The sequence below is a fragment of the Lentzea xerophila genome, assembly GCF_051094245.1.
In the GTDB taxonomy this organism is placed as follows: domain Bacteria; phylum Actinomycetota; class Actinomycetes; order Mycobacteriales; family Pseudonocardiaceae; genus Lentzea; species Lentzea xerophila.
The window spans coordinates 67187-86711 of record NZ_CP194934.1 but is presented as its reverse complement, the minus strand read 5'-3'; the positions used below and the strand labels follow the sequence as shown (position 1 = coordinate 86711).

General features: G+C 68.7%; 23 protein-coding genes and 1 tRNA gene. 8 read left to right on the top strand and 16 right to left on the bottom strand.

All coding sequences use genetic code 11. The features are described from left to right. Nucleotides 1-8: 8 nt before the first annotated feature. The 11 genes from trpS to ACRSBM_RS00390 all read right to left on the bottom strand — a co-directional run bounded on the left by trpS (nt 9) and on the right by ACRSBM_RS00390 (nt 10132). Nucleotides 9-1034, bottom strand: a complete 1026-nt coding sequence (gene trpS / locus ACRSBM_RS00440; protein ID WP_434438527.1) for a tryptophan--tRNA ligase — start codon at nt 1032-1034, stop codon at nt 9-11. A 43-nt stretch (nt 1035-1077) separates the two neighbouring features. Continuing rightward, nucleotides 1078-1272, bottom strand: coding sequence for a hypothetical protein (locus ACRSBM_RS00435; RefSeq protein WP_434438525.1), 195 nt, complete (start codon nt 1270-1272; stop codon nt 1078-1080). Nucleotides 1273-1382: 110 nt separating this feature from the next. Beyond that, nucleotides 1383-3917, bottom strand: coding sequence for a bifunctional FO biosynthesis protein CofGH (locus ACRSBM_RS00430; protein ID WP_434438523.1), 2535 nt, complete (start codon nt 3915-3917; stop codon nt 1383-1385). 62 nt (nt 3918-3979) lie between these two features. Next, complete coding sequence (locus ACRSBM_RS00425) at nt 3980-5644, bottom strand: TIGR03767 family metallophosphoesterase (protein ID WP_434438521.1); 1665 nt, start codon at nt 5642-5644, stop codon at nt 3980-3982. Nucleotides 5645-5772: 128 nt separating this feature from the next. Then, on the bottom strand, nt 5773-6117 hold the full coding sequence (locus ACRSBM_RS00420) for a HepT-like ribonuclease domain-containing protein (RefSeq protein ID WP_434438519.1): 345 nt from the start codon (nt 6115-6117) through the stop codon (nt 5773-5775). Continuing rightward, a complete protein-coding gene (locus ACRSBM_RS00415; protein ID WP_434438517.1) occupies nt 6107-6421 on the bottom strand; it encodes a nucleotidyltransferase family protein in 315 nt (104 codons plus the stop codon). The genes ACRSBM_RS00420 and ACRSBM_RS00415 overlap by 11 nt, the downstream gene beginning before the upstream one ends. A 41-nt stretch (nt 6422-6462) precedes the next feature. Further along, complete coding sequence (locus tag ACRSBM_RS00410; protein ID WP_434438515.1) at nt 6463-7257, bottom strand: exodeoxyribonuclease III; 795 nt, start codon at nt 7255-7257, stop codon at nt 6463-6465. Between the two features lie 11 nt (nt 7258-7268). Further along, nucleotides 7269-7487 (bottom strand): hypothetical protein, encoded by a 219-nt coding sequence (locus ACRSBM_RS00405; RefSeq protein WP_319975036.1) that lies wholly within the window; start codon nt 7485-7487, stop codon nt 7269-7271. A gap of 10 nt (nt 7488-7497) precedes the next feature. Next, entirely contained in the window at nt 7498-7785 is a 288-nt protein-coding gene (locus ACRSBM_RS00400; RefSeq protein ID WP_434438513.1) for an SH3 domain-containing protein, read from the bottom strand. Nucleotides 7786-7986: 201 nt separating this feature from the next. Further along, a complete protein-coding gene (locus ACRSBM_RS00395; protein WP_434438511.1) occupies nt 7987-9210 on the bottom strand; it encodes an NADP-dependent isocitrate dehydrogenase in 1224 nt (407 codons plus the stop codon). 79 nt (nt 9211-9289) lie between these two features. After that, nucleotides 9290-10132, bottom strand: coding sequence for an SDR family NAD(P)-dependent oxidoreductase (locus tag ACRSBM_RS00390; RefSeq protein WP_434438509.1), 843 nt, complete (start codon nt 10130-10132; stop codon nt 9290-9292). Nucleotides 10133-10252: 120 nt separating this feature from the next. On the opposite strand from ACRSBM_RS00390, the gene ACRSBM_RS00385 reads away from it, so the two are divergent. From ACRSBM_RS00385 to ACRSBM_RS00370, 4 genes are all read left to right on the top strand, one after another. Next, on the top strand, nt 10253-11059 hold the full coding sequence (locus tag ACRSBM_RS00385) for a metal-dependent hydrolase (RefSeq protein WP_434438507.1): 807 nt from the start codon (nt 10253-10255) through the stop codon (nt 11057-11059). Nucleotides 11060-11137: 78 nt separating this feature from the next. Then, a complete protein-coding gene (locus tag ACRSBM_RS00380; RefSeq protein ID WP_434438505.1) occupies nt 11138-12658 on the top strand; it encodes a PHP domain-containing protein in 1521 nt (506 codons plus the stop codon). Then, nucleotides 12655-13137, top strand: a complete 483-nt coding sequence (locus ACRSBM_RS00375) for a hypothetical protein (RefSeq protein ID WP_434438503.1) — start codon at nt 12655-12657, stop codon at nt 13135-13137. The genes ACRSBM_RS00380 and ACRSBM_RS00375 overlap by 4 nt, the downstream gene beginning before the upstream one ends. A 9-nt stretch (nt 13138-13146) precedes the next feature. Continuing rightward, nucleotides 13147-14091, top strand: coding sequence for a ribose-phosphate diphosphokinase (locus ACRSBM_RS00370; RefSeq protein ID WP_434438501.1), 945 nt, complete (start codon nt 13147-13149; stop codon nt 14089-14091). A 3-nt stretch (nt 14092-14094) separates the two neighbouring features. On the opposite strand, the gene ACRSBM_RS00365 is transcribed toward ACRSBM_RS00370, so the two are convergent. After that, nucleotides 14095-14721, bottom strand: a complete 627-nt coding sequence (locus ACRSBM_RS00365; protein ID WP_434438499.1) for a TetR/AcrR family transcriptional regulator — start codon at nt 14719-14721, stop codon at nt 14095-14097. Nucleotides 14722-14826: 105 nt separating this feature from the next. Here ACRSBM_RS00365 and ACRSBM_RS00360 point away from each other — a divergent pair, with 105 nt between their 5' ends. From ACRSBM_RS00360 to ACRSBM_RS00350, 3 genes are read left to right on the top strand one after another with little or no spacing between them, the layout of a single operon-like run. Beyond that, nucleotides 14827-15876: a medium chain dehydrogenase/reductase family protein gene (locus tag ACRSBM_RS00360; protein WP_434438497.1), complete on the top strand. Its 1050-nt coding sequence runs from the start codon at nt 14827-14829 to the stop codon at nt 15874-15876. Further along, nucleotides 15873-16331: a TetR/AcrR family transcriptional regulator gene (locus ACRSBM_RS00355; RefSeq protein ID WP_434438495.1), complete on the top strand. Its 459-nt coding sequence runs from the start codon at nt 15873-15875 to the stop codon at nt 16329-16331. Before ACRSBM_RS00360 ends, ACRSBM_RS00355 begins: the two co-directional genes overlap by 4 nt. A gap of 37 nt (nt 16332-16368) precedes the next feature. Next, on the top strand, nt 16369-16953 hold the full coding sequence (locus ACRSBM_RS00350) for an ABC transporter permease (protein ID WP_434438493.1): 585 nt from the start codon (nt 16369-16371) through the stop codon (nt 16951-16953). Nucleotides 16954-16958: 5 nt separating this feature from the next. Here ACRSBM_RS00350 and ACRSBM_RS00345 read toward each other — a convergent pair whose 3' ends face one another. From ACRSBM_RS00345 to ACRSBM_RS00330, 4 genes are all read right to left on the bottom strand, one after another. After that, nucleotides 16959-17294 carry a hypothetical protein gene (locus ACRSBM_RS00345; protein WP_434438491.1) on the bottom strand — a complete coding sequence of 112 codons (336 nt, stop codon included), beginning with the start codon at nt 17292-17294 and terminating at the stop codon, nt 16959-16961. Nucleotides 17295-17416: 122 nt separating this feature from the next. Continuing rightward, a complete protein-coding gene (locus ACRSBM_RS00340) occupies nt 17417-17677 on the bottom strand; it encodes a Prokaryotic metallothionein (protein WP_382371509.1) in 261 nt (86 codons plus the stop codon). A 20-nt stretch (nt 17678-17697) separates the two neighbouring features. Beyond that, nucleotides 17698-18069 carry an MmcQ/YjbR family DNA-binding protein gene (locus ACRSBM_RS00335; RefSeq protein ID WP_434438489.1) on the bottom strand — a complete coding sequence of 124 codons (372 nt, stop codon included), beginning with the start codon at nt 18067-18069 and terminating at the stop codon, nt 17698-17700. Nucleotides 18070-18192: 123 nt separating this feature from the next. After that, a tRNA-Ser gene (locus tag ACRSBM_RS00330) sits at nt 18193-18266 on the bottom strand. Nucleotides 18267-18372: 106 nt separating this feature from the next. Here ACRSBM_RS00330 and ACRSBM_RS00325 point away from each other — a divergent pair. Then, the gene (locus tag ACRSBM_RS00325) at nt 18373-19488 is read left to right on the top strand and encodes a J domain-containing protein (protein ID WP_434438487.1); all 1116 of its coding nucleotides are present in this window, start codon (nt 18373-18375) and stop codon (nt 19486-19488) included. Nucleotides 19489-19525: the final 37 nt, after the last annotated feature.

Sequence of the window (19525 nt, the reverse complement as noted above, 5' to 3'; positions counted from 1 at the left end):
CAAGTGCACTACTCGGGCAGCACAAAGCCGATCTTCTCGTACGTGCGGCGCAACGTGCCGGACGCGACCTCACGGGCCCGCTCGGCGCCGCGGGCCAGGATCTTGTCCAGCGAGGCCACGTCGTCGAGGTACATCTTCACGCGGTCCTGGACCGGCGTGACCCACTCGGTGAAGACCTCGCCGAGGTCCTTCTTCAGGTCGCCGTAGCCCTTGCCGTCGTAGTCGGCGACCAGCGACTCGATCGAGCGGCCGGTCAGGGCCGAGTAGATCGTCAGCAGGTTCGAGACGCCCGGCTTGTTCTCGACGTCGAAGACGATCTCGCGGCCGGTGTCGGTGACCGCCGAGCGGATCTTCTTGGCCGACCGCTTCGGGTCCTCCAGCAGCTCCACGACGCCGCCGGGCACCGACTTGCTCATCTTCGCCGTCGGGTCCTGCAGGTCGAAGATCTTGGCCGTGTCCTTGACGATGTACGCCTCGGGCAGGCGGAACGTCCTGCCGTGGCGCGAGTTGAACCGCGTCGCGAGGTCGCGGGTCAGCTCCAGGTGCTGCCGCTGGTCCTCGCCGACCGGCACGTAGTGCGCCTGGTACAGCAGGATGTCCGCGGCCTGCAGGATCGGGTACGTGAACAGGCCGACGCCGACGGACTGCTCCTGGCGCGCGGACTTGTCCTTGAACTGCGTCATCCGCGCCGCCTCGCCGAAACCGGTCAGGCACTGCATGACCCAGCCGAGCTGGGCGTGCTCCGGGACGTGCGACTGCACGAACAGCGTCGCGCGGTCCGGGTCGATGCCCAGCGCGAGCAGCTGGGCGGCCGAGACGCGCGTGTTCTGGCGCAGTTCCTTCGGGTTCTGCTCCACGGTGATCGCGTGCAGGTCGACGACGCAGTAGAACGCGTCGTGCGCCTCCTGCAGGGCCACCCACTGCCGGATCGCGCCCAGGTAGTTGCCGAGGTGGAACGACCCGGCCGTCGGCTGGATGCCGGACAGGACGCGGGGGCGCTTTACGGGCTCTGCAGGCGCGTTCTCCGTGGACACGGACGAAATCTTCTCAGACCAGGTGGATCAGCGCGGAGCCGGATCAGTCCTGGGCCGCTTCCGGCGAGACGAGGTCGATGCGCTGGTTCGCCGCCGACACCGGAGCGGGCTTGCGCCGCTTCACCAGGCCGTACAGCAGACCACCCGCACCGGCTGTGACCGCGATCAGACCCACGGGACCAGCAGCGGTAGCGGTCATGCTGCTGCTCTCGACCGCAGCGCTCAGAACCAGACTCATGCCGTGCACTTGCCGAGCCTCCCCAAGGCACAGACCCACCCCGGAAGGGTGAACCTTGCTGACTGATTGGCCGCCAAGCTACCGATTGCCGGTAGCGTCGATGCGCCGAATCAGACTATCGGCCACTGAAGATCGGTTTGCACTCGCCCATATGTCGTAGTCCGCTGACGGGCGTTACGCCCTGCGAGCGAAGCCAGGGTCTGAAGCTCACTCACAGTGCGCGCCGACCCGTGCTCGGACCCTGCCATGCGGCTGATGGTCTCCTCCATCAAGGTGCCGCCGATGTCGTTCGCGCCGCCGTTGAGGATCTCCGCGGTGCCCTCGTCGCCGAGCTTGACCCACGAGCACTGGAGGTTGTCGACGCGCCCGTGCAACGCCAGCCGCGCGAACGCGTGCACGGCGCGGTTGTCCCGGCGGGTCGGGCCGGGGCGCGCGACTCCGGCGAGGTAGATCGGGGCGTTGCGGTGCACGAACGGCAGCGCGACGAACTCGGTGAGCCCGCCGGTCCGGTCCTGCAGCTTCGCCAGCACACGGAGGTGCGTGAGCCAGTGGCCGGGGTGGTCCACGTGGCCGTACATCATCGTGCTGGAGGACCGAATGCCCAGCTCATGGGCCGTGCCGACGACGTCGAGCCAGGTCGCGGTCGGCAGCTTGCCCTTGGTCAGCACCCACCGCACGTCGTCGTCGAGGATCTCGGCCGCGGTGCCGGGGATCGTGTCGAGGCCGGCTTCCCTGAGCTCGGTCAGCCACTCGCGGATGCTCACGCCGGCCTTCGCGGCGGCGGAGACGATCTCCATCGGGCTGAACGCGTGGACGTGCATCCCCGGCAGGCGCTTCTTGATCGCGCGCACGACGTCCGCGTAGTAGGTCACCGGCAGCTTGGGGTCGATGCCGCCCTGCATGCAGACCTCGGTGGCACCGGAGTCCCACGCCTCCTGCGCGCGGTCGGCGACCTCCTCCGCCGAGAGCCGGAACGCGTCCGCGTCGCGCTCGCGCTGGGCGAAGGCGCAGAAGCGGCAGCCGACGTAGCAGACGTTCGAGAAGTTGATGTTCCGGTTGACCACGTACGTGACGTCGTCGCCCACCACCTCCCGCCGCAGGTCGTCGGCGAGGCGCGTCATCTCCTCCAGCGCGTCACCGTCGGCGGTGAGCAGTGCCATGGCGGCGTCGGTGTCGTCGAGCAACGCCGCCGGGTCGTTCGCGGCGATCTTCAGTCCACGGTGGACGTCCGGGGAGAGTCGTTGCGGGGCAACGGGAATCTTCAGCTCGTCCCAGTCGCCGTAGACCTCGTCGAAGTCGCCGCGGCGGTCGCCGGTGCGGCCCTCGGTGTCGATCGCGGTGTTGAGGTCCGCGCGGCCGAACGTGTCGAGCCCGCCGTCCGGCTCCTGCCACTCGCGACCGGCCACCTCGGCGTCCGGGTTCGCGAGCCCGCTTTCCAGTGCCAGCGCGGAAACGTGCGCGGTGAGCCGGGTGTCGATCCACTGCCCCGCCGCCGCGCGGACGTAGCGCGGGTAGACGTTCAGCCGTTCCCGCAAGGAGAAACCGGCCGCGCGGGTGATCTCCGCGAGCTGGCCGACCTGCGGCCACGGCTTCTCGGGGTTGACGTGGTCGGGCGTGATCGGCGACACGCCACCCCAGTCGTCGACGCCCGCGCGCAGCATGAGGCCGAACTCCCCGCCGACCAGGTTCGGCGGCGCCTGGACGCTCACGGTCGACGGCATCACCAGGCGCGCAACGGCAATCGTGGCCGCGAGCTCGGTGAGGTCGGCGTCGGGCATGCCGCGCATCGCCGTGTCCGGCTTGGCGCGGAAGTTCTGGATGATCACTTCCTGGATGTGCCCGTACTGCTTCGCGATCTGACGCATCGCGAGCAGCGACTCCGCGCGCTCGGCGATGGTCTCGCCGATGCCGATCAGGATCCCGGTGGTGAACGGCACGTTCACCCGGCCGGCGTCGGTGAGGACCCGCAGGCGGACGGCGGGATCCTTGTCGGGGCTGCCGTAGTGCGGGCCGCCCTTCTCGCTCCAGAGTCGTTCCGCGGTGGTCTCCAGCATCATGCCCATGCTGGACGCGACGGGCCGCAGCCGCGTCAGCTCCTCCCAGCTCAGCACACCGGGGTTGAGGTGCGGCAGCAGGCCGGTTTCCTCAAGCACCGCGATGGCACTGGCCCGCACGTAGTCCAAAGTGGACTCGTAACCGCGCGCCTCCAGCCACTCCTTCGCCGCCGGCCACCGGTCCTCCGGCCGGTCGCCGAGCGTGAAGAGCGCTTCCTTGCACCCTTGGGCGGCCCCTGCGCGGGCGATCTCCAGCACCTCGTCGCGTTCGAGGAACGCGGCGGGCACCTTGTGCGGCACGGTCGCGAACGTGCAGTAGTGGCACCGGTCCCGGCACAACCTGGTCAGCGGGATGAACACCGACCGGCTGTACGTGACCACCCCGGGACGCCCCTCGGCGAGCAGGTGCGCGTCCCGCACCTTCCCGGCCGCGGTGAGCAGCGCGTCGAGATCGTCCTCGCGCGCGTGCAGCAGCACGCCGGCCTCGGTCGCGTCGAGCACGGCACCGTCGGCGGCCCTGCGCAGCGCACGCCGCATGGCCGCCGCGCTCGGGCGGGGCTGCGGTGGGGTTAGCGAGATGTCCACTGCCACGTAAACGACCTTAGGCCGCCAAAATTCCTGATCAGTTGCGATGGGCTGTGGGACATCCCACTTCAGCGGACCGCGACGAGCAGTTCCGTGTTCCGGTCGAGCGGCGTGCCCAGCGGGTTCGTCCGCGAGTGGATGTCGTTGTAGGTGATCTCCCGGCACAGGCTGGCGAGGGCCTGGTCGCTGCGGTCGTCGTAGTCGGCCTGGTACGGCGCATCCGCTTCGAGCAACGTTGTGAACAGCGACAACGTGCCGTCCCCGTTGTCCGCGACCTCGATCACGCGGGCGTGCTGCGGGTAGTCGACGTGGGCGGCGGTGTTGATCTCCCAGAAGCTCCTGGACGGCGTCTCGTGCCGATGCGGTGTGATCACGTTGCGGTGCGTGTGCCCGTTGACCCACGCCAGGACGTTCGGGAACCGGTGCAGGAGGTTGAGCAACGCGTCGCCGCTCATCCGCGGGTCGAACGGCCTCCTGCGGTCGGGCAGGACGTTGCCCATCGTCGTGCTCGTGTGGTGGCTGAAGAGCACGAACAGCTCGTCGGTGACGTTCTGCCGCTGCGGCAGGCCGAGCCAGTCGTAGTAGAGCGAGCTGTTGCGCTTGAGGATCTTCTCGATCCAGTTGAGCTGATGCAGCCCGATCGAGCCCGTGGAGAACCCCGCGAGGTTCGTGGTGTCCATGCTGATGCCGGTGACGCCGGGCGCCATCCGGAACGTGTAGAAGACGTCGACACCGTCCGCGTTGGCGTCCGTGTAACCGTGTCCGCCCGTCGGCAGATGCTTGCGCACGTACTCACCGGTGTCGAACAGCCTGCGGCGGTCGTCCGGCGTCACGGTCCGGACGACGCCGCCGCTGCCGCTCGCGAGGATGGCCATCGCCTCCGGAATGGCCTTGGGGTCGTTGAACGCCCGCGCGACCTTGGCGTTCTGCACGGGGTCGCCGAACCCGACGATCTTCTTGCGCCCGGTGTACCAGCCGTCGAGCAACCCGTCCGGCAGCGCGCCGACCACGCTGTCGTCGTGGTTGCCGATCGTCGAGTACCAGGGAATGTCCAGGCCGGGGCTGGTGAACTCGCGGACGGCCGCGTCGAGCAGTCCCGGCAGGTGCGGGAAGCCTTGGGCCTTGTAGTCGTCCGTGCCGCTGAGGTCCGGTTGCCAGAACGTGCTGATGCCCGCGTTCTGCACGCCTTCGTACCGGCTGTCGCCGGTGTTGGGCGTGATGCGGCCGCCGTTGAGGATGGTGAGGAACCAGTCGAGCTCGATGTTCTCGTGGTTGTCGGTGTTGTCGCCGGTCGTCATGAGGAAGTCGAAGGGCCTGCCGGTCAGCGGACCGTTCCTGACGGCGTTGACCCGGCGGACGAGCGACGTCGAGCCCTGCGCCGTGAGCGCTTCCTGCGGCCGGTGCGCGCTGGAGCCCATGATCGGGTGCAGGTACTCGAAGCGGAGCGGGCTCTGGGCGTCGCAGATGTGCATGTCGCTGAACTGCACGAAGCTGGTGAGCGCCCGGCGCCTGGCTTCCCTGTTGGGTTTGGCCTGGATCAGGTCGCCGCGCACGACCGTCGGCCAGCCCGGGCCGGCTTGGAGCCTGCGATAGCCGCTGGTACCGATCGGTGTGGCCGTGGTGTCGAGCGTGGTGCCCGCGGTGGACGCAAACGCTTGGCGGTCGAGGAGGGGGACGCCTGCGGCGCCCACGCCCATCGCCAGGAGGAACGAACGCCGGTTGAACCCTGTCATGCCGCCCCCGATTCATCGATGGTGAATCGTGTTCATGTTCGGGGAGCGCGTGGGTTAAATCGAGCCGTCGGGTGGGGGACGGGAGCGATAAAGGCTGTTCGGGCTGGGTCAGTCGGAGTAGGCGATGCTCAACCGAGCCCCGCGAGCAGCTGGTGCAGCCTTTCCTCCAGCTGCGGCCGTTTCTCCGTCAACACTTGCCACACGAGCGCGTCGTCCACACTGGCGTAGCCGTGGATCAGGATGTTGCGGAAGGCGACGATGCGAGGCAGGTCCGGGATCGCGGCAGCGAGGTCCGGTGAAACCTTCGCCAGATTGTTCAGCGCCTCACCGATGATCTCGAACTGTCGCTCGACGGCCGAGCGCAGCATCGCGTCGCCGAGGTAGTCCGTGGACGATTTGCCGCTGCTGAACTCGGCCAGCAACTCTGCAGCGCGCAACGCATCCCACAGGTACGTGCGGGGATCACGCCGCATACAGGGTTTCCTTGCTGTCCATGACCTGTTGCCGGAAGTATGGGTTGCGGATGCTGCTGTCGACCACCAGGTCGACAGGCCTGCCGAGGATCTGTTCCAGCCCCTCCTTCAACGCGAAGTAGGTGCCGAAGTGGTCGAAATCGTCCCCGGTCTCGAAGTCGACGAGGATGTCCACATCGCTGGTAGCGACGTCGAACGAGTCACCGGCCGCGGATCCGAACACATCAAGATGGCGAACACCCAATACCCGGCACAGGCTTTCGATCTCGGCCAATTTGTTGGCCACGATCTCATGCACCCTCATCACCTCCTTAGCCACGATTGTGCCTGATCTCGGCGATCAGGTCAGTCCGAGTAGACGACGGTGACCGGCGCGTGGTCCGACCAGCGTTCCGCATACGTCGCCGCCCGCTCCACCACGGCGGAGGAAGCCCGAGCCGCCAGCCCGTCCGTAGCCACCTGGTAGTCGATCCTCCACCCGGAGTCGTTGTCGAAGGCCTTCCCCCGATACGACCACCACGAGTAGGGCCCAGCCACGTCGGGGTGCAACGAGCGCACGACATCGTGGTAGCCGGAAGCGAAGACGGAGGTCATCCACTCCCGCTCGTAAGGCAGGAAGCCGGACTCCTTCTGGTTCGTCCGCCAGTTCTTCAGGTCCGCCTGCTGGTGCGCGATGTTCCAGTCGCCGCACACGAGCACCTCGTGGCCGGAGACGGCCGCCTTCTCCCGCAACGACACGAGGTACGGCAGGAAGGCCGCCATGAACCGGTCCTTCTCGTCCTGCCGGGGAGTGCCGACGTCGCCGGACGGCAGGTACAGCGAAGCCACCACGACCCCTGGCAGCTCGATCTCCACGTAGCGACCGCTCGCCTCGAACTCGGAGACACCGAAGCCGACGCGGATCGACGACGGCTCGACGCGCGAGAGCACGCCGACGCCCGCGCGGCCCTTCAGCGAGGACGGCGCGTACACGCCGTGCCAGCCGGCCGGCGAGTGGAGCTCCGGCGCCAGTTCGGTGGGCTCGGCGCGGACTTCCTGCAGGCACACCACGTCCGCTGGGGACGAGGCGAGCCACTCGAGGTAGCCCTTCTTCGCGGCGGCGCGCAGACCGTTGACGTTGACCGTGGAGACCGTGAGCACGACGGTGGAGCCTACTGGGAGGCCAGGCCCCAGGGTTTCGGGTACTCGGCGCCGCAGCCGGCGCAGTGCGCGGTCAGGTCGAGGTAGCCGACGAGGGTGGCCATCTCGTCCCGGGGCAGCGCTAGCTGGCGCTGGCCGTCGATCTCGGTGTAGAGGCCCTGCCACTCAGGGTCGCACGAGCACTGCGTGACGCCCTTGGCCCTGCCCCACCGAAACATGTTCCGCAGCATGCCCGCGAGTTTACGTGCAGGTCGAGTCGCTGGTCAGCGCGACGAACTGCTGGCTCACCCACCGGCGGTCGCTCAGCATCCGGTAGCCGTTCTCGACGCGTGCCTGGGCCTCGGTCACCGCGTCGCGCGGCATCGTCGACACGATCGGCTGCATGTCGCCCGGTCCCGAGCGGACGTTGAGGATGTCCGCGGTGACCGTGACCTTGCAGATCTCCGGGCCCTTGTCGCTGCCCATCGGATTGCCGCCGTTGGCCGCGTACAGCACTCCGGCGACCCCGAGCACACCAATGACGATCATTCCCCGAACCGGAACACCCAACATCGCGACGCCTCCGCACGCACAAGCCCTGGATCAGCAGATATAGCGGCTGCACGACCTGTGTGGACGGCTGGCGACGGCAACCACCCGCAAGTGGAACCGACCGGGTGACGCGGGAACGACGAAGGCCACCCCGGTGTGACCGGGGTGGCCTTCTCGCGTGCTCGAATCAGGCGAACGTCAGAACGACGCCATCTTCTTCTTGAGGTTCTCGTCCAGCGCGGCGAGGAAGTCCTCGGTGGTCAGCCACTCCTGGTCCTTGCTGATCAGCATGGCCAGGTCCTTGGTCATCTGACCGGCCTCGACCGTCTCGATGACGACCGACTCGAGCGCCTCGGCGAAGCGGATCACCTCGGGGGTGTTGTCCAGCTTGCCGCGGTGCATGAGGCCACGGGTCCACGCGAAGATCGAGGCGATCGGGTTCGTGGAGGTGGGCTTGCCGGCCTGGTGCTGGCGGAAGTGACGCGTCACGGTGCCGTGCGCGGCCTCGGCCTCGACCGTCTTGCCGTCCGGCGTCATCAGGACCGACGTCATCAGGCCGAGCGAGCCGAAGCCCTGCGCGACCGTGTCGGACTGGACGTCACCGTCGTAGTTCTTGCACGCCCAGACGTAGCCGCCCTCCCACTTCATCGCGGCGGCGACCATGTCGTCGATCAGGCGGTGCTCGTAGGTGAGGCCCTTGGCGTCGAAGTCCGCCTTGAACTCCTCGTCGAACACGCGCTGGAAGATGTCCTTGAACTGGCCGTCGTAGGCCTTCAGGATCGTGTTCTTCGTGGACATGTAGACGGGGTAGCCCCGCTGCAGGCCGTAGGAGAACGAGGCGCGGGCGAAGTCCTCGATGGACTTGTTGTAGTTGTACATGCCCATCGCCACACCGCCCTCCGCCGGGAAGTCGGTGACGACGTGCTCGATCGGCTCCGAGCCGTCTTCCGGCTGGAACGTGATCGTGAGCTTGCCGGCGCCGGGCACCTTGAAGTTGGTGGCCTTGTACTGGTCACCGTGCGCGTGACGGCCGATGATGATCGGCTTGGTCCAGCCGGGGACCAGGCGCGGCACGTTCGAGATGATGATCGGCTCGCGGAAGACGACACCGCCGAGGATGTTGCGGATCGTGCCGTTCGGCGAGACCCACATCTTCTTGAGGCCGAACTCCTCGACCCGCGCCTCGTCCGGCGTGATCGTGGCGCACTTGACGCCGACGCCGTGCTTCTTGATGGCGTTGGCGGCGTCGACGGTGACCTGGTCGTCGGTGGCGTCCCGGTGCTCGATGCCCAGGTCGTAGTACTCCAGGGTGACGTCCAGGTACGGGTGGATCAGCTTGTCCTTGATGAACTGCCAGATGATCCGGGTCATCTCGTCGCCGTCGAGCTCGACGACGGTGCCCTGAACCTTGATCTTGCCCATAACTCCGGGCGCTCCTCTCGCGACGATGCAAGCAAGACAAGCGTACTGGTAAACCGCCGAGGTGTGCCTGCGACCCTGGTTACACCGATTCAGGGTCGCGGTCCGTCGAGCGGCTCACGTGCTCCCACTTGTCGATTTCCGCATTCCGTGCCTGGTCTGCCAGGCGCACCATATCCACCGCGTCGCTGCCCAGCAGCAGGCACAGCGGCGGGGAGTCCATAGCTACCACGTCGAGCATGACCTTCGCCGCCTTGGCTGGATCACCAGGCATGTTGCCGTGCGCACCGCGCAGCATGCCCAGCATTGCGCCGACACTCGGAACGTAGTCCTCTCCCGGCTCGGTCACCACCAGGGAGGAGCCGGTCCAGTCGGTCTGGAAGCCGCCGAGCTCGATGATCGTCGACCTCACCCCGAACGGCGCGCACTCGGCGGCGAGCGACTCACTGAAGCCGCGCAGGGCGAACTTCGCGGTCACGTACGGGCCGAGCCCGCCGCCCAGCGCCGTGTGGCCGGCGGTCGAGCCGATCTGCAGGAAGTGCCCGGACCGCTGTCCGCGCAGCACCGGCAGCGCGGCTTTGACGACGTTGACCACGCCCATCAGGTTGACCTCCAGCTGGTCGCGGAAGTCGGCGGCGGAGCACTCCTCGATCGAGGTGACCCGGCCGGCGCCCGCGTTGTTCACGACGACGTCGAGCCGGCCGAACTCGCGGACCGCGGTCGCCACGGCATCGCGGGCCTGTGCGGCGTCACGCACGTCGAGTGCGGCGGATCTGACCCGGTCGCCGTACCGGGAGACGAGGTCGTCGAGATCGCGCGGGTTCCGGGCGGTCGCGACGAGCCGGTGCCCGGCGTCGAGAACCGCTTCGGCGGTCTTGCGGCCGACCCCGCGAGAACTGCCGGTGATGAGCCATACCTGCGCCATGTCCGTGCTCCTTCAGGAAGTTCGGAGGACTGGTTGTCCGCAGATATGTCGTTCGGGCCCGGGCACCTGATACCTGCGACTAGTGTTTTCACCATCGGGTGATCACTAGAAGGGGCGTAAGTGTCGACTGGGCCAACACATGCGATGAGCGGGCTGCTCGCCTGGAGTGCCGTCACCGCCCTCGCGTCGAGTCACCCGATCGGCCAGCTTTCGCCGCAGAGCTGGGCCGTTGGCGCGGTTCTCGCTACCGGAGCGGCACTTCTGCCGGACCTCGACCACCCCGGTTCGACCATCTCGCGCACGTTCGGAGCATTGAGCAGCGGGCTGTCGGCGGGCATCAACGCGTTGAGCAGCTTCGTCTACCGCACGACACGGATGAAGAAGGATTCCAAGCGAGACGGCGGACATCGCGGTCTCACCCACACGCTCGTCTTCGCGTTGTTCGCCGCCGTCTTCACCACGGCGGTCGTGCAGAACAGCCAGAAGTGGGCGCTGCCGGTGCTGATGTTCGTCTTCGCCGGCCTGGCGGTACGCGGCATCATGAACGACTGGTGCCCCAAGCAGGACGCGTTGCTGATCACCGTGGTGTCGGCCGCGATCACCTGGGCGATGATCGCGTGGACCGCGCAGACGAACGCCTCCGCGGCGGCGTGCGGCATCGCGGTCGGTGTCGGGTGCTTCGCGCACTACCTCGGGGACGCGATCACCGAGCAGGGCTGCCCGATCCTGTGGCCGATCCCGATCATGGGCAGGACGTGGTTCCCGGTGGCGCCGCCGAAGATCATGCGGATGAAGACCGGCGGTGTGGTCGAGATGGCGATCGTCGGGCCGATCGTGACGATCCTGTCGATCTGGCTGGGACTCGCGGCGCTGCAGGGCACCGGCGCACTGCCGTTCCTGGACTGGGTGGACCTTCTTCCGGTCTAGTTCATCCGACGTCCACCCTCACCTCACCCGATCGGCCTAGCCTCCACGCACCCCGACCCGTCGTGTGGAGGATCAGCCATGTCCGAAGTAGCCCGCAGACGCTTCCTGCAGGGAGCCGGCGTGCTCGGTGTGGCGGGAGCGCTGGGCACCGAAAGCGCCTCTGCTTCGTCGCGTCATTCGGGGCGCTACCAGTGGCTTTCCGGCGACCATCACGCGCACACGCAGTACTCGTACGACGGCATGTACACCATCGAGCAGCAGATCCGCGGTGCGTTGCGACACGGCACGGACTGGCTCGTGATCACCGACCACGGCCACGCAGCGCACGAGGCGCACTCCGTCGAGGCGACGGCGGCCGATCTCCAGCGCGCCCGGCGGAAGTTCCCGCAGTTGCTGCTGTGGCAGGGGATGGAGTGGAACGTTCCCGGCGCGGAGCACGCGACCGTGTTCTTCGAGGACTGCCGCGACGAGACCGGCGTGCTGCGCGACTTCGAGCGGCAGTTCGACTGGCGGCTGAACGGCCAGGAGGCGTCCAACCCGGCCCACGAGCGCAAGGCGCTGGACGCGATCCGGTTCCTGCAGACCAAGATCCGCAACGGCACGATGAAGTCCGCGCTGGTGTTCGTGAACCACCCGATGCGCAACGGCCGGGTGGCGCCCCACGAACTCCGGACCATGCGTGACCTGGCCCCCGACATCGTTGTCGGCATGGAGGCCGCACCCGGAGCGCAGGGCGACGGCGACCCGTTGCGCGGTCCCGGCGGCCACCGCGGCGGGTACTCGAACAGCCCCGGCTCGAACTCCTACGCGCCCTACCCGCCCGAGGCCTACCGGACCTACGGCGGCTTCGACTGGATGACGGCAAAGGTCGGCGGCGTCTGGGACTCGCTGCTCGCCGAGGGTCTCGGCTGGTGGATCACGTCGAACTCCGACTCCCACTTCAACTCGCGCGACACGATCGTCCGCGTGCCGGAGCCGGGCAACCAGTTCGACCTCACCGGCAAGCACCTCGACCCGGTCGACGCCGGCCCTCCCCAGGTACTGCCGCCGTACGTCGACTTCTTCCCGTGCGAGTTCTCCCGGACCGTCGTCGGCGCGAAGCGGCGGACGCGCGGTGCCGTGATGGAGGGTCTGAGGGCAGGCCGGGCGTGGGTTTCGCACGGCGGTCTGGTCGACGATCTGCGATTCAGCGTTTACGCATCCGGCGGAACGGAGACGATGGGCGGGCGCCTGCGCGTCCGGCGCGGTTCGGACGTGACGGTGCTGATCAAGGCACGTCTCGCGACCCGGCCGAACAGCGCCGGGTTCATCCCCAGGTTGCGCCGTTTGGACCTCATCAAGGGGGCGGTAACCGGACGATCATCATCTGAAACGTTGGCCACGCCACATGTGAAGGTCGAGCGATCCTACGAGCCGCGCTGGCACTATGCGGTCTTCACGCACACGTTCCGCAACGTCCGCGAGCCTTTCTACGTCCGGATGCGCGGAACCGACGGCAACCGCGGCGCGTTCGAACCGCAGGCGGACGCACCGGGAGCCGCGAACCCGTGGGAGGACCTGTGGTGCTACACCAACCCGATCTTCGTGGAGGTCAGGTGACCAGCACCTTCGTCGGCATCGACGCCGGCTATGAAAACCGCTGGGAAGCGGAGAAGATCGCATTGGAGCTGCACGACACGGTGCTGACCACGGCCCGGACGGTCGCGGTGCACGAGGTCGACGGCCACTACGCGATGTCCTTCCTGCTGCCGGTGCCCCCGTCCGACGCGGTGGTGAACTCGCTGGTCACGCAGGGATTCGGCGTCGCCGTACGCGGTGCGTCCTCAGGACGCCTGGTAGGCCCGGAGGCGCTTCGAGCAGGCGCCTCCACTGCTGCTGAGGCTCATCAGTACCGCCGCGAGGGGCGCGCTCTGCGGTTCCAAGGCCAACGGTCGCTGCGCGGCCGTCACGGCGTGTCGGACATCATCGCGTTCACGGCCATCGAGGCCGTTCTGCCGCGCGGCACCCACACCGTCGACACGCGCGGGAACCTCACCCCGCTCTTCCGCGACGGCAAGTTGGTGCTGGTCATCGACTAGGTTCGGGGTGTGCGTGACATCGCTGTCTTCAGTGGTTCTGCCCATCCCTCACTTGCCGCGGAGATCTGTGGTCATCTCGGCGTCGACCTCTCGCCCAGCCGCCTGACCCGGTTCGCCAACGACTGCCTGGAAGTGCAGTTGCAGGCGAACTGCCGGGAGCGGGACGTCTTCCTGATCCAGCCGCTGGTGCCGCCGGTGCAGGAACACCTCGTCGAGCTGCTGCTGATGCTGGACGCCGCCCGTGGCGCCTCGGCCGCGCGGACGACCGTTGTCCTGCCGCACTACGCCTACGCGCGCTCGGACAAGAAGGACGCGCCGCGGATCTCGATCGGCGGCCGCCTGGTCGCCGACCTGATGGTGGCCGCCGGTGCCTCACGGGTGCTGGCGATGACGTTGCACTCGCCGCAGGTCCACGGGTTCTTCTCGGTACCGGTCGACCACCTGCACGCGCTGCGCGAGCTGGCCGCGCACTTCTCCCAGCACGACCTGTCGAACACCGTCGTGGTGTCGCCGGACCTGGGCAACGCCAAGGAGGCCGCGCACTTCGCCCGGATCCTGGGGCTGCCGGTGGCCGCCGGCGCCAAGCAGCGCTTCGCCGACGACAAGGTGCAGATCTCGACCGTGATCGGTGACGTGGCCGGGCGGGACGTGATCGTGCTGGACGACGAGATCGCCAAGGGCTCGACCGTGATCGAACTCCTGGACAAGCTGCGCGAGCGCGGCGCCGGGTCGATCCGGGTGGCCTGCACGCACGGGCTGTTCTCGTCGGGTGCGCTGGACCGGTTGCAGGCGTTCGACGACGTGCTGGAGATCGTCGCCACGAACACCGTGCCGATCCCGGCCGGCAAGACCGTGCCCAAGTTGAAGGTGCTGTCGATCGCGCCGGCGATGGCCGAGGCGATGCGGCGGATCAACGTCGGCGAGTCGGTGTCGACGCTGTTCGAGGCTCCCTGACGGCTACTTCAGGTGCGCAAGAGCCCTGATCAGCCGATCTCCGACGTCGGCGGGTCCGGGCATCTTGCGCACCACGGCCCGTTGGTGCGCGAGGCCGTGCAGCCCGAGCCACAACGCCACCGCGTCGCCGTAGAGGTCGTCGCTCTCGTGCGCGATCCCCGCCTCCACGCACGCACCCAGTACCTCGGCGAGCCGGCCCAGCGACTCCGCGCCCAGTGACTCGAGGTCGGCGTCGGTGATCGAGGTGTCGTCCACCGACGGCGTCCACAGGCCGCCGAACATGATCCGGTAGCGCTGCGGGTGCTCCCGGGCGAGGTCCAGGTAGGCGTTGCAGACCGCGAGGAGCCGGTGCAGCGCGTCCGGGCCTGCCTGCTCGTCGGCCTCGCGCAGGGTCACCGCCAGGCGGTCCATCTCCTGCTGGACCACGGCCAGCATGATCGACGGCTGGTCCGCGAAGTGCGCGTAGATCGACGGTGCCGCGATCCCCGCCTTCCGCGCGACCGAGCGCAACGTGACCGCGCGTTCGTCGCCGCCCTCGTCGAGCAGGGCGACGGCCGCCGCGATGATCTCGTCGCGCAGTTTCCCGCCCTCGCCCCGGCGGTTCCGCCTGCGTGGCTCCGTGTTCGTCACGGCCGTAACCATACACCTGAAAGTTTATGGTCGTTAGGTCTTGCACTTGTGAGCTTACGGTCGTTAGCTTATGCCCGTAAGCACAACTGGGACCAAGGAGCCACGATGAACGCCACGACCGCCGTCACCCGCGCCACCGAGATCGTCCTGCCGGGTGTCGTCGAGCCCGACGGCCTGCACGTCCGGGTCCGTGACCTGCCCGCGCCGGGTCAGGGCCAGGTCGTCCTGCGGATGGACGCCACCGGCGTCTCGTTCGCCGAGCAGCAGATGCGCCTGGGCAAGTACTTCGACCAGCCGCCGTTCCCGTTCGTGCCCGGTTACGACGTCGTCGGCACGGTCGTCGCGGCGGGTCCCGGCGTGGACGGCAGCCTGCGGGGACGCCGGTTCGCCGCGGTCACGAAGGTCGGCGCGTGGGCGAGCCACCTGATCGTCGAGGCCGCCGACCTGGTGCCCGTGCCGGACGGCGTAGACGCGGCCGCCGCGGAGACCGTCGCCGTCAACGGCGTCACGGCGTGGCAGATGATGTACCGGACGGCGAAGGTCAAGCGCGGCGACACGATCGTCGTGCTGGGCGCGAACGGCGGCGTGGGCTCGACGCTGGTGCAGCTCGCCCGCCACGCCGGGATCAAGGTGATCGGCACCGCCTCGGCCCGCCACCACGACGCGGTGCGTGAGCTCGGCGCGATCCCCGTCGACTACCGCGACCCGGCCATGTACGACCGGATCCGCGAGCTCGCGCCCGACGGTGTCGACGCGGTGTTCGACCACGTCGGCGGCGCCGGTCTGCGGGAGTCCTGGAAGCTGCTCCGCCGCGGCGGCGCGCTGGTCAACTACGGCACGGCCGCGACGAAGGACGAGCCGGGCAACGCGATGCTGCCGGTGCTCAAGCTCTTCGGGCGGCTGATCCTGTGGAACGTCCTGCCCAACGGCAGGCGCGCGGGCTTCTACAACTTCTGGGCCGGCAAGCGCTTCCGCCCCGCCGCGTTCCGCGCGCGGCTGGCCGAGGACCTCACGCAGGTGCTGCGCCTGGTCGGCACCGGTGCGCTCACGCCGCAGATCGCCGCGCGCATCCCGCTTCCGGAGGCCGCCGCCGCGCTGACGCTGGCCGAGTCGCGGACCGTCCTGGGCAAGGTCGTCATCGTGCCGGAGCCGTGAGCAGGCCCGGCTGCCGCGAGGCCATCGTGGCGGCGGCGACCGCCCTGGTCGACTCCGACCGCGCGGTGACGCTGCGAGCCGTGTCCCGCGAGGCGGACGTCCCCACCTCGTCGATCTACCCGCACTTCCCCGATCCACCGGCGATCCTGCTGGCCGTGTGCCACGAGGCCTTCCGCGAGCTGGAAGCCGCCGTTCTCGGTGCGGCCGACGCCCACGCGGCAGGCCTCGCCTACCTCGGCTTCGCCGTCGCGCACCCGCGCCGCTACCGCGTGATGTTCGGTGCGGCCGATCTCTCCGAGCCGGCGTTGCGGCTGTTCACCCGGGTTCTCGCCGACTCCGGCCGGGCCATGACGCTCTGGCTGGGCCTGCACGGCCTCGCCGACCAGCGCGCGGTGAGCCGGCACTCGCCCCTGTTCACCGTCGTGGCGCCGCGCCTGATCACGCCACTCACCTGACTTCTCTGACTTTCTCCGACTTCTGAAAGGTCCCGCCATGAACGCCACCGCTCTGCGCGTCACCACCGTCGCTTCCACCGAGGTCGACAACCGCGCCGCCTACCTGGGTTTCGCGTTCGCCTACGTCGCCGGCCACGGCGCCGCCATGCTGTCCAGGTCCGGTGCGGTCCTGATGCCGGCGTGGCTGCCGATCGCGTTGCTCGCCACCGGTCTCGTCGCCGGCACCGCCCTCGCCATGACCGCGTCGCTGCGTGCCCAGCGCGCCGCGTCCGACGCCAGGCGCCGCGCCGAGAAGCTCGTCGGCACCGCCTGGGTGACCGGGTTCACCACACTGGCGCTCGCGGTCACCGGCCTGAGCACCGTGTTCGACAAACCAGAGCTGCAGACCGTGCTGTGGCCCGCCGGCTCGACCATCGTGGTCGGCCTGATCTACCTCGCCGAGGGCGCCATCCGCGGCAACGCGTTGCACTACAACCTGGGCACGTGGCTCGCGCTGGTCGCCGCCGCGGCGCTGTTCGTGCCGGGAGCCGGCTTCTTCGGCGTGCTGGCCGTGGTCGGCGGCGGCGCCTACGTGCTGGCCGCGTTCCTGGAACACCGCCGCCTGAATGCCCTGGCCGCCTGAGTTCGTCAGAGCCGCACTCGCACCGTGACGCGACCCTTGTCGTCACGGTGCGAAGTCGCGTGTCCGGTCCGTTCGGCACCGTCGAGCTCGAGCGTGAGCGGACCGCCCTCGCCGTTGAAGTTGCGCCACCAGGTCTTGGCGTCCGGCATCATCACCCTGATGTCGACGAGCTCGCCTTTGCGTTGGTAGCCAACGGGTGTGGTGAACGTGCGGCCCGACTTCCGGCCCGTGTAGGACACGACCGTGATCCCCTTGCGCACGAACCTGCCGACGAGCGGCGCGTCGCGCAGCCCGACGATGCACGCGTTGACGCGGCGGACAGCTGCTCCCTTGAACTTCATGCCTCCGACCGTAGCCGGACAAGTGGAGCACCCCGTCCGCTTGAGCCGAAGTGAGAAGAAGTGACCGCCGAACCACTCAGATGTGAGCCGACGCGTGGGAGAACCGCTCGTTCCGGATCTGGTCAGCCGGGATGAGCTCCGACGGTGTCGCGGATCTGGGCCCCCAGGTCGGAGGAACCCATCCGCGCGCAGTGGGCGCAGCAGAAGAACTGCCCCTCCACCTCCACGCCGTGCCCGATCACGCGGCAGTCGCAGTGCTCGCAGCGGGGCGCGAGGCGTTGGATCGCGCACTCGAAGCTGTCGAACGTGTGCACACCGCCGCCGACGGTGCGCACCTCGAAGGCCATCCAGTACTCGTTGCCACAGACGTCACAGGTCGCCATGAGCCGAAGACTGCGACAGGTCAGTCGGGTCGGCAACTCGAAGCGTCGAGTCGGGCAACCAGCGTCTTCGGTGCGATCACCCGATAGGCGTCCTCGACGAGATCGGCGACGACGTCCCAGTCGACGTCGACGTCCAGGTAGACGCCGAGCCAGCCGCGGTGACCGACGTAGGGCGGACGAAAGTAGCGGTCCGGGGCCTGCGCGACGAGGGTCTGCTGGACGTCCGGCCCAGCCGCGCACCAGAACGCGCTGCGGTCGTCGTGGTGGTGGTCGGCCAGCGTCACGAAGGTCTTCCTGCCGCGGACGAACCAGGTGGGCTCGCCGTGACTCAGGCGTTCGGTCACCTCTGGCAGCGCGAGGCAGAGGCGGCGCAGGCGTTCGAGTGCGTCCACCCCGACATTCTGCGCCTCGCGGGCCCGAACCACACCGTCCACAAAGGACGGACTCGCGGAGGCCGCCGTGCCGGCGATCGACGGGGTTCGCGCCTTCCGCGAACAGGGATCCCCTTGAGAGAGCGGGACCGGCCGGATTCGAACCGGCGTTCTCCCTCCGTTCCGGAGGGCGCGTCGACCACTGCGCTACAGGCCCCATCGCCACCGCCCGTCCCACAGTAGTCGGCGAATCGCGGGCCGTATGCCCGGCGAAAGTGTTGGACCCAATAAGGTTCACTGACCAACCTCGGACTGGACGGTGTCGTGCCAGGGATCGACTACTACGAGTTGCTCGGTGTGAACCGGAGCGCCAGCGCCGCGGAGATCAAGTCGGCCTACCGCTCTCTCGCCAAGGTCATGCACCCCGACGCGGGTGGGACGTCTGGCGGCTTCCGCCTGCTCCAAGAGGCCTACGAGACGCTGAAGGACCCGGTCCGGCGCGCCGACTACGACCGCCCCACCACCGTGGCACCACCGGTCGTGCGCCCGCGGACACGCCCGCGACCTCGCCGAACGGGCCACACGGGCCGGCTGCGCGACTTCGGCGACGACCCGAACTACACGGCGCCGCGCCCCCGCGTCGACCTCGGCTCGATGGACTGGTGGCACCGCATCGACCTGGGCGCCCGAGTCCGCTACGTGCCCGCCACGGGCCTGGGCCACGCCCCCGCGGCCGCCGCGATCGGCGGGTGGTTCGTCCTGCTCCTCCCGCTGGCGATGCCGCTGTCCCCACTACTGCTGGCCGTCTGGCTACCCCTGGTGGCGGGCGCAGGTTACGGAGCGTTCCGACTGGCACGCCGCTACCTGACCCACGCGCGAGCCGAACGGGCGTTCGCCGGGGAGTACGACGGCAACACGATTTTCGGCCGTCCGGGTGAAAACAGACGCGAACGGCTGACCGCCGGACTGCTGACGGAGTACCTCACCCAACTACCGGGCGTGCGCATCTTCCACGGCCTGGCCTGGCCTGGTTCGGTCTTCACCGACATCGACCACGCCCTGCTCTGCGGCCGCCGCCTGGTCCTGATCGAGTCGAAGTCGTGGCTGCCCGGCCACTACTACTGCGACGAGGACGGCGAGCTCTGGCGCAACGGCCACCCGTTCCGCGGCGGCGGCTCACAACTGCTGGACGGCGTCGAACGCTTCGCCGAGGCCCTGCCGTGGCTGGAGGTCCGCGGCGCCCTGATCGTCTACCCGAGCCGCGCCGGCGAGATCACGTGCGACGACGACCTCGACTTCGACGTGCCGCCGATGACCCCGGAGCAGTTCGTCCGGGAGATCGGCGACTGGCTGGCCGACGACCCGGCCACTGTTGACCGTGAGGCGTTGCGCGTGCTGGTGCGTCAGGTGGTGTCCGAGGTGCGGGTGGCCGGCGCCTAGTTCGCGCTGAGAGCACCTGGTCGGGCGCACCGGCGGG

What these genes read in the sequence shown, in the direction of transcription:
- ACRSBM_RS00400 (WP_434438513.1), bottom strand. Translation starts at nt 7,785, where the DNA reads ATGATCGTCATTGGTGTGCTCGGGGTCGCCGGAGTGCTGTACGCGGCC.
- ACRSBM_RS00425 (WP_434438521.1), bottom strand. Translation starts at nt 5,644, where the DNA reads ATGACAGGGTTCAACCGGCGTTCGTTCCTCCTGGCGATGGGCGTGGGC.
- ACRSBM_RS00360 (WP_434438497.1), top strand. Translation starts at nt 14,827, where the DNA reads ATGAACGCCACGACCGCCGTCACCCGCGCCACCGAGATCGTCCTGCCG.
- ACRSBM_RS00340 (WP_382371509.1), bottom strand. Translation starts at nt 17,677, where the DNA reads ATGGCGACCTGTGACGTCTGTGGCAACGAGTACTGGATGGCCTTCGAG.
- ACRSBM_RS00380 (WP_434438505.1), top strand. Translation starts at nt 11,138, where the DNA reads ATGTCCGAAGTAGCCCGCAGACGCTTCCTGCAGGGAGCCGGCGTGCTC.
- ACRSBM_RS00395 (WP_434438511.1), bottom strand. Translation starts at nt 9,210, where the DNA reads ATGGGCAAGATCAAGGTTCAGGGCACCGTCGTCGAGCTCGACGGCGAC.
- ACRSBM_RS00420 (WP_434438519.1), bottom strand. Translation starts at nt 6,117, where the DNA reads ATGCGGCGTGATCCCCGCACGTACCTGTGGGATGCGTTGCGCGCTGCA.
- ACRSBM_RS00415 (WP_434438517.1), bottom strand. Translation starts at nt 6,421, where the DNA reads ATGAGGGTGCATGAGATCGTGGCCAACAAATTGGCCGAGATCGAAAGC.
- ACRSBM_RS00390 (WP_434438509.1), bottom strand. Translation starts at nt 10,132, where the DNA reads ATGGCGCAGGTATGGCTCATCACCGGCAGTTCTCGCGGGGTCGGCCGC.
- ACRSBM_RS00435 (WP_434438525.1), bottom strand. Translation starts at nt 1,272, where the DNA reads ATGAGTCTGGTTCTGAGCGCTGCGGTCGAGAGCAGCAGCATGACCGCT.
- ACRSBM_RS00345 (WP_434438491.1), bottom strand. Translation starts at nt 17,294, where the DNA reads ATGAAGTTCAAGGGAGCAGCTGTCCGCCGCGTCAACGCGTGCATCGTC.
- ACRSBM_RS00405 (WP_319975036.1), bottom strand. Translation starts at nt 7,487, where the DNA reads ATGCTGCGGAACATGTTTCGGTGGGGCAGGGCCAAGGGCGTCACGCAG.
- ACRSBM_RS00350 (WP_434438493.1), top strand. Translation starts at nt 16,369, where the DNA reads ATGAACGCCACCGCTCTGCGCGTCACCACCGTCGCTTCCACCGAGGTC.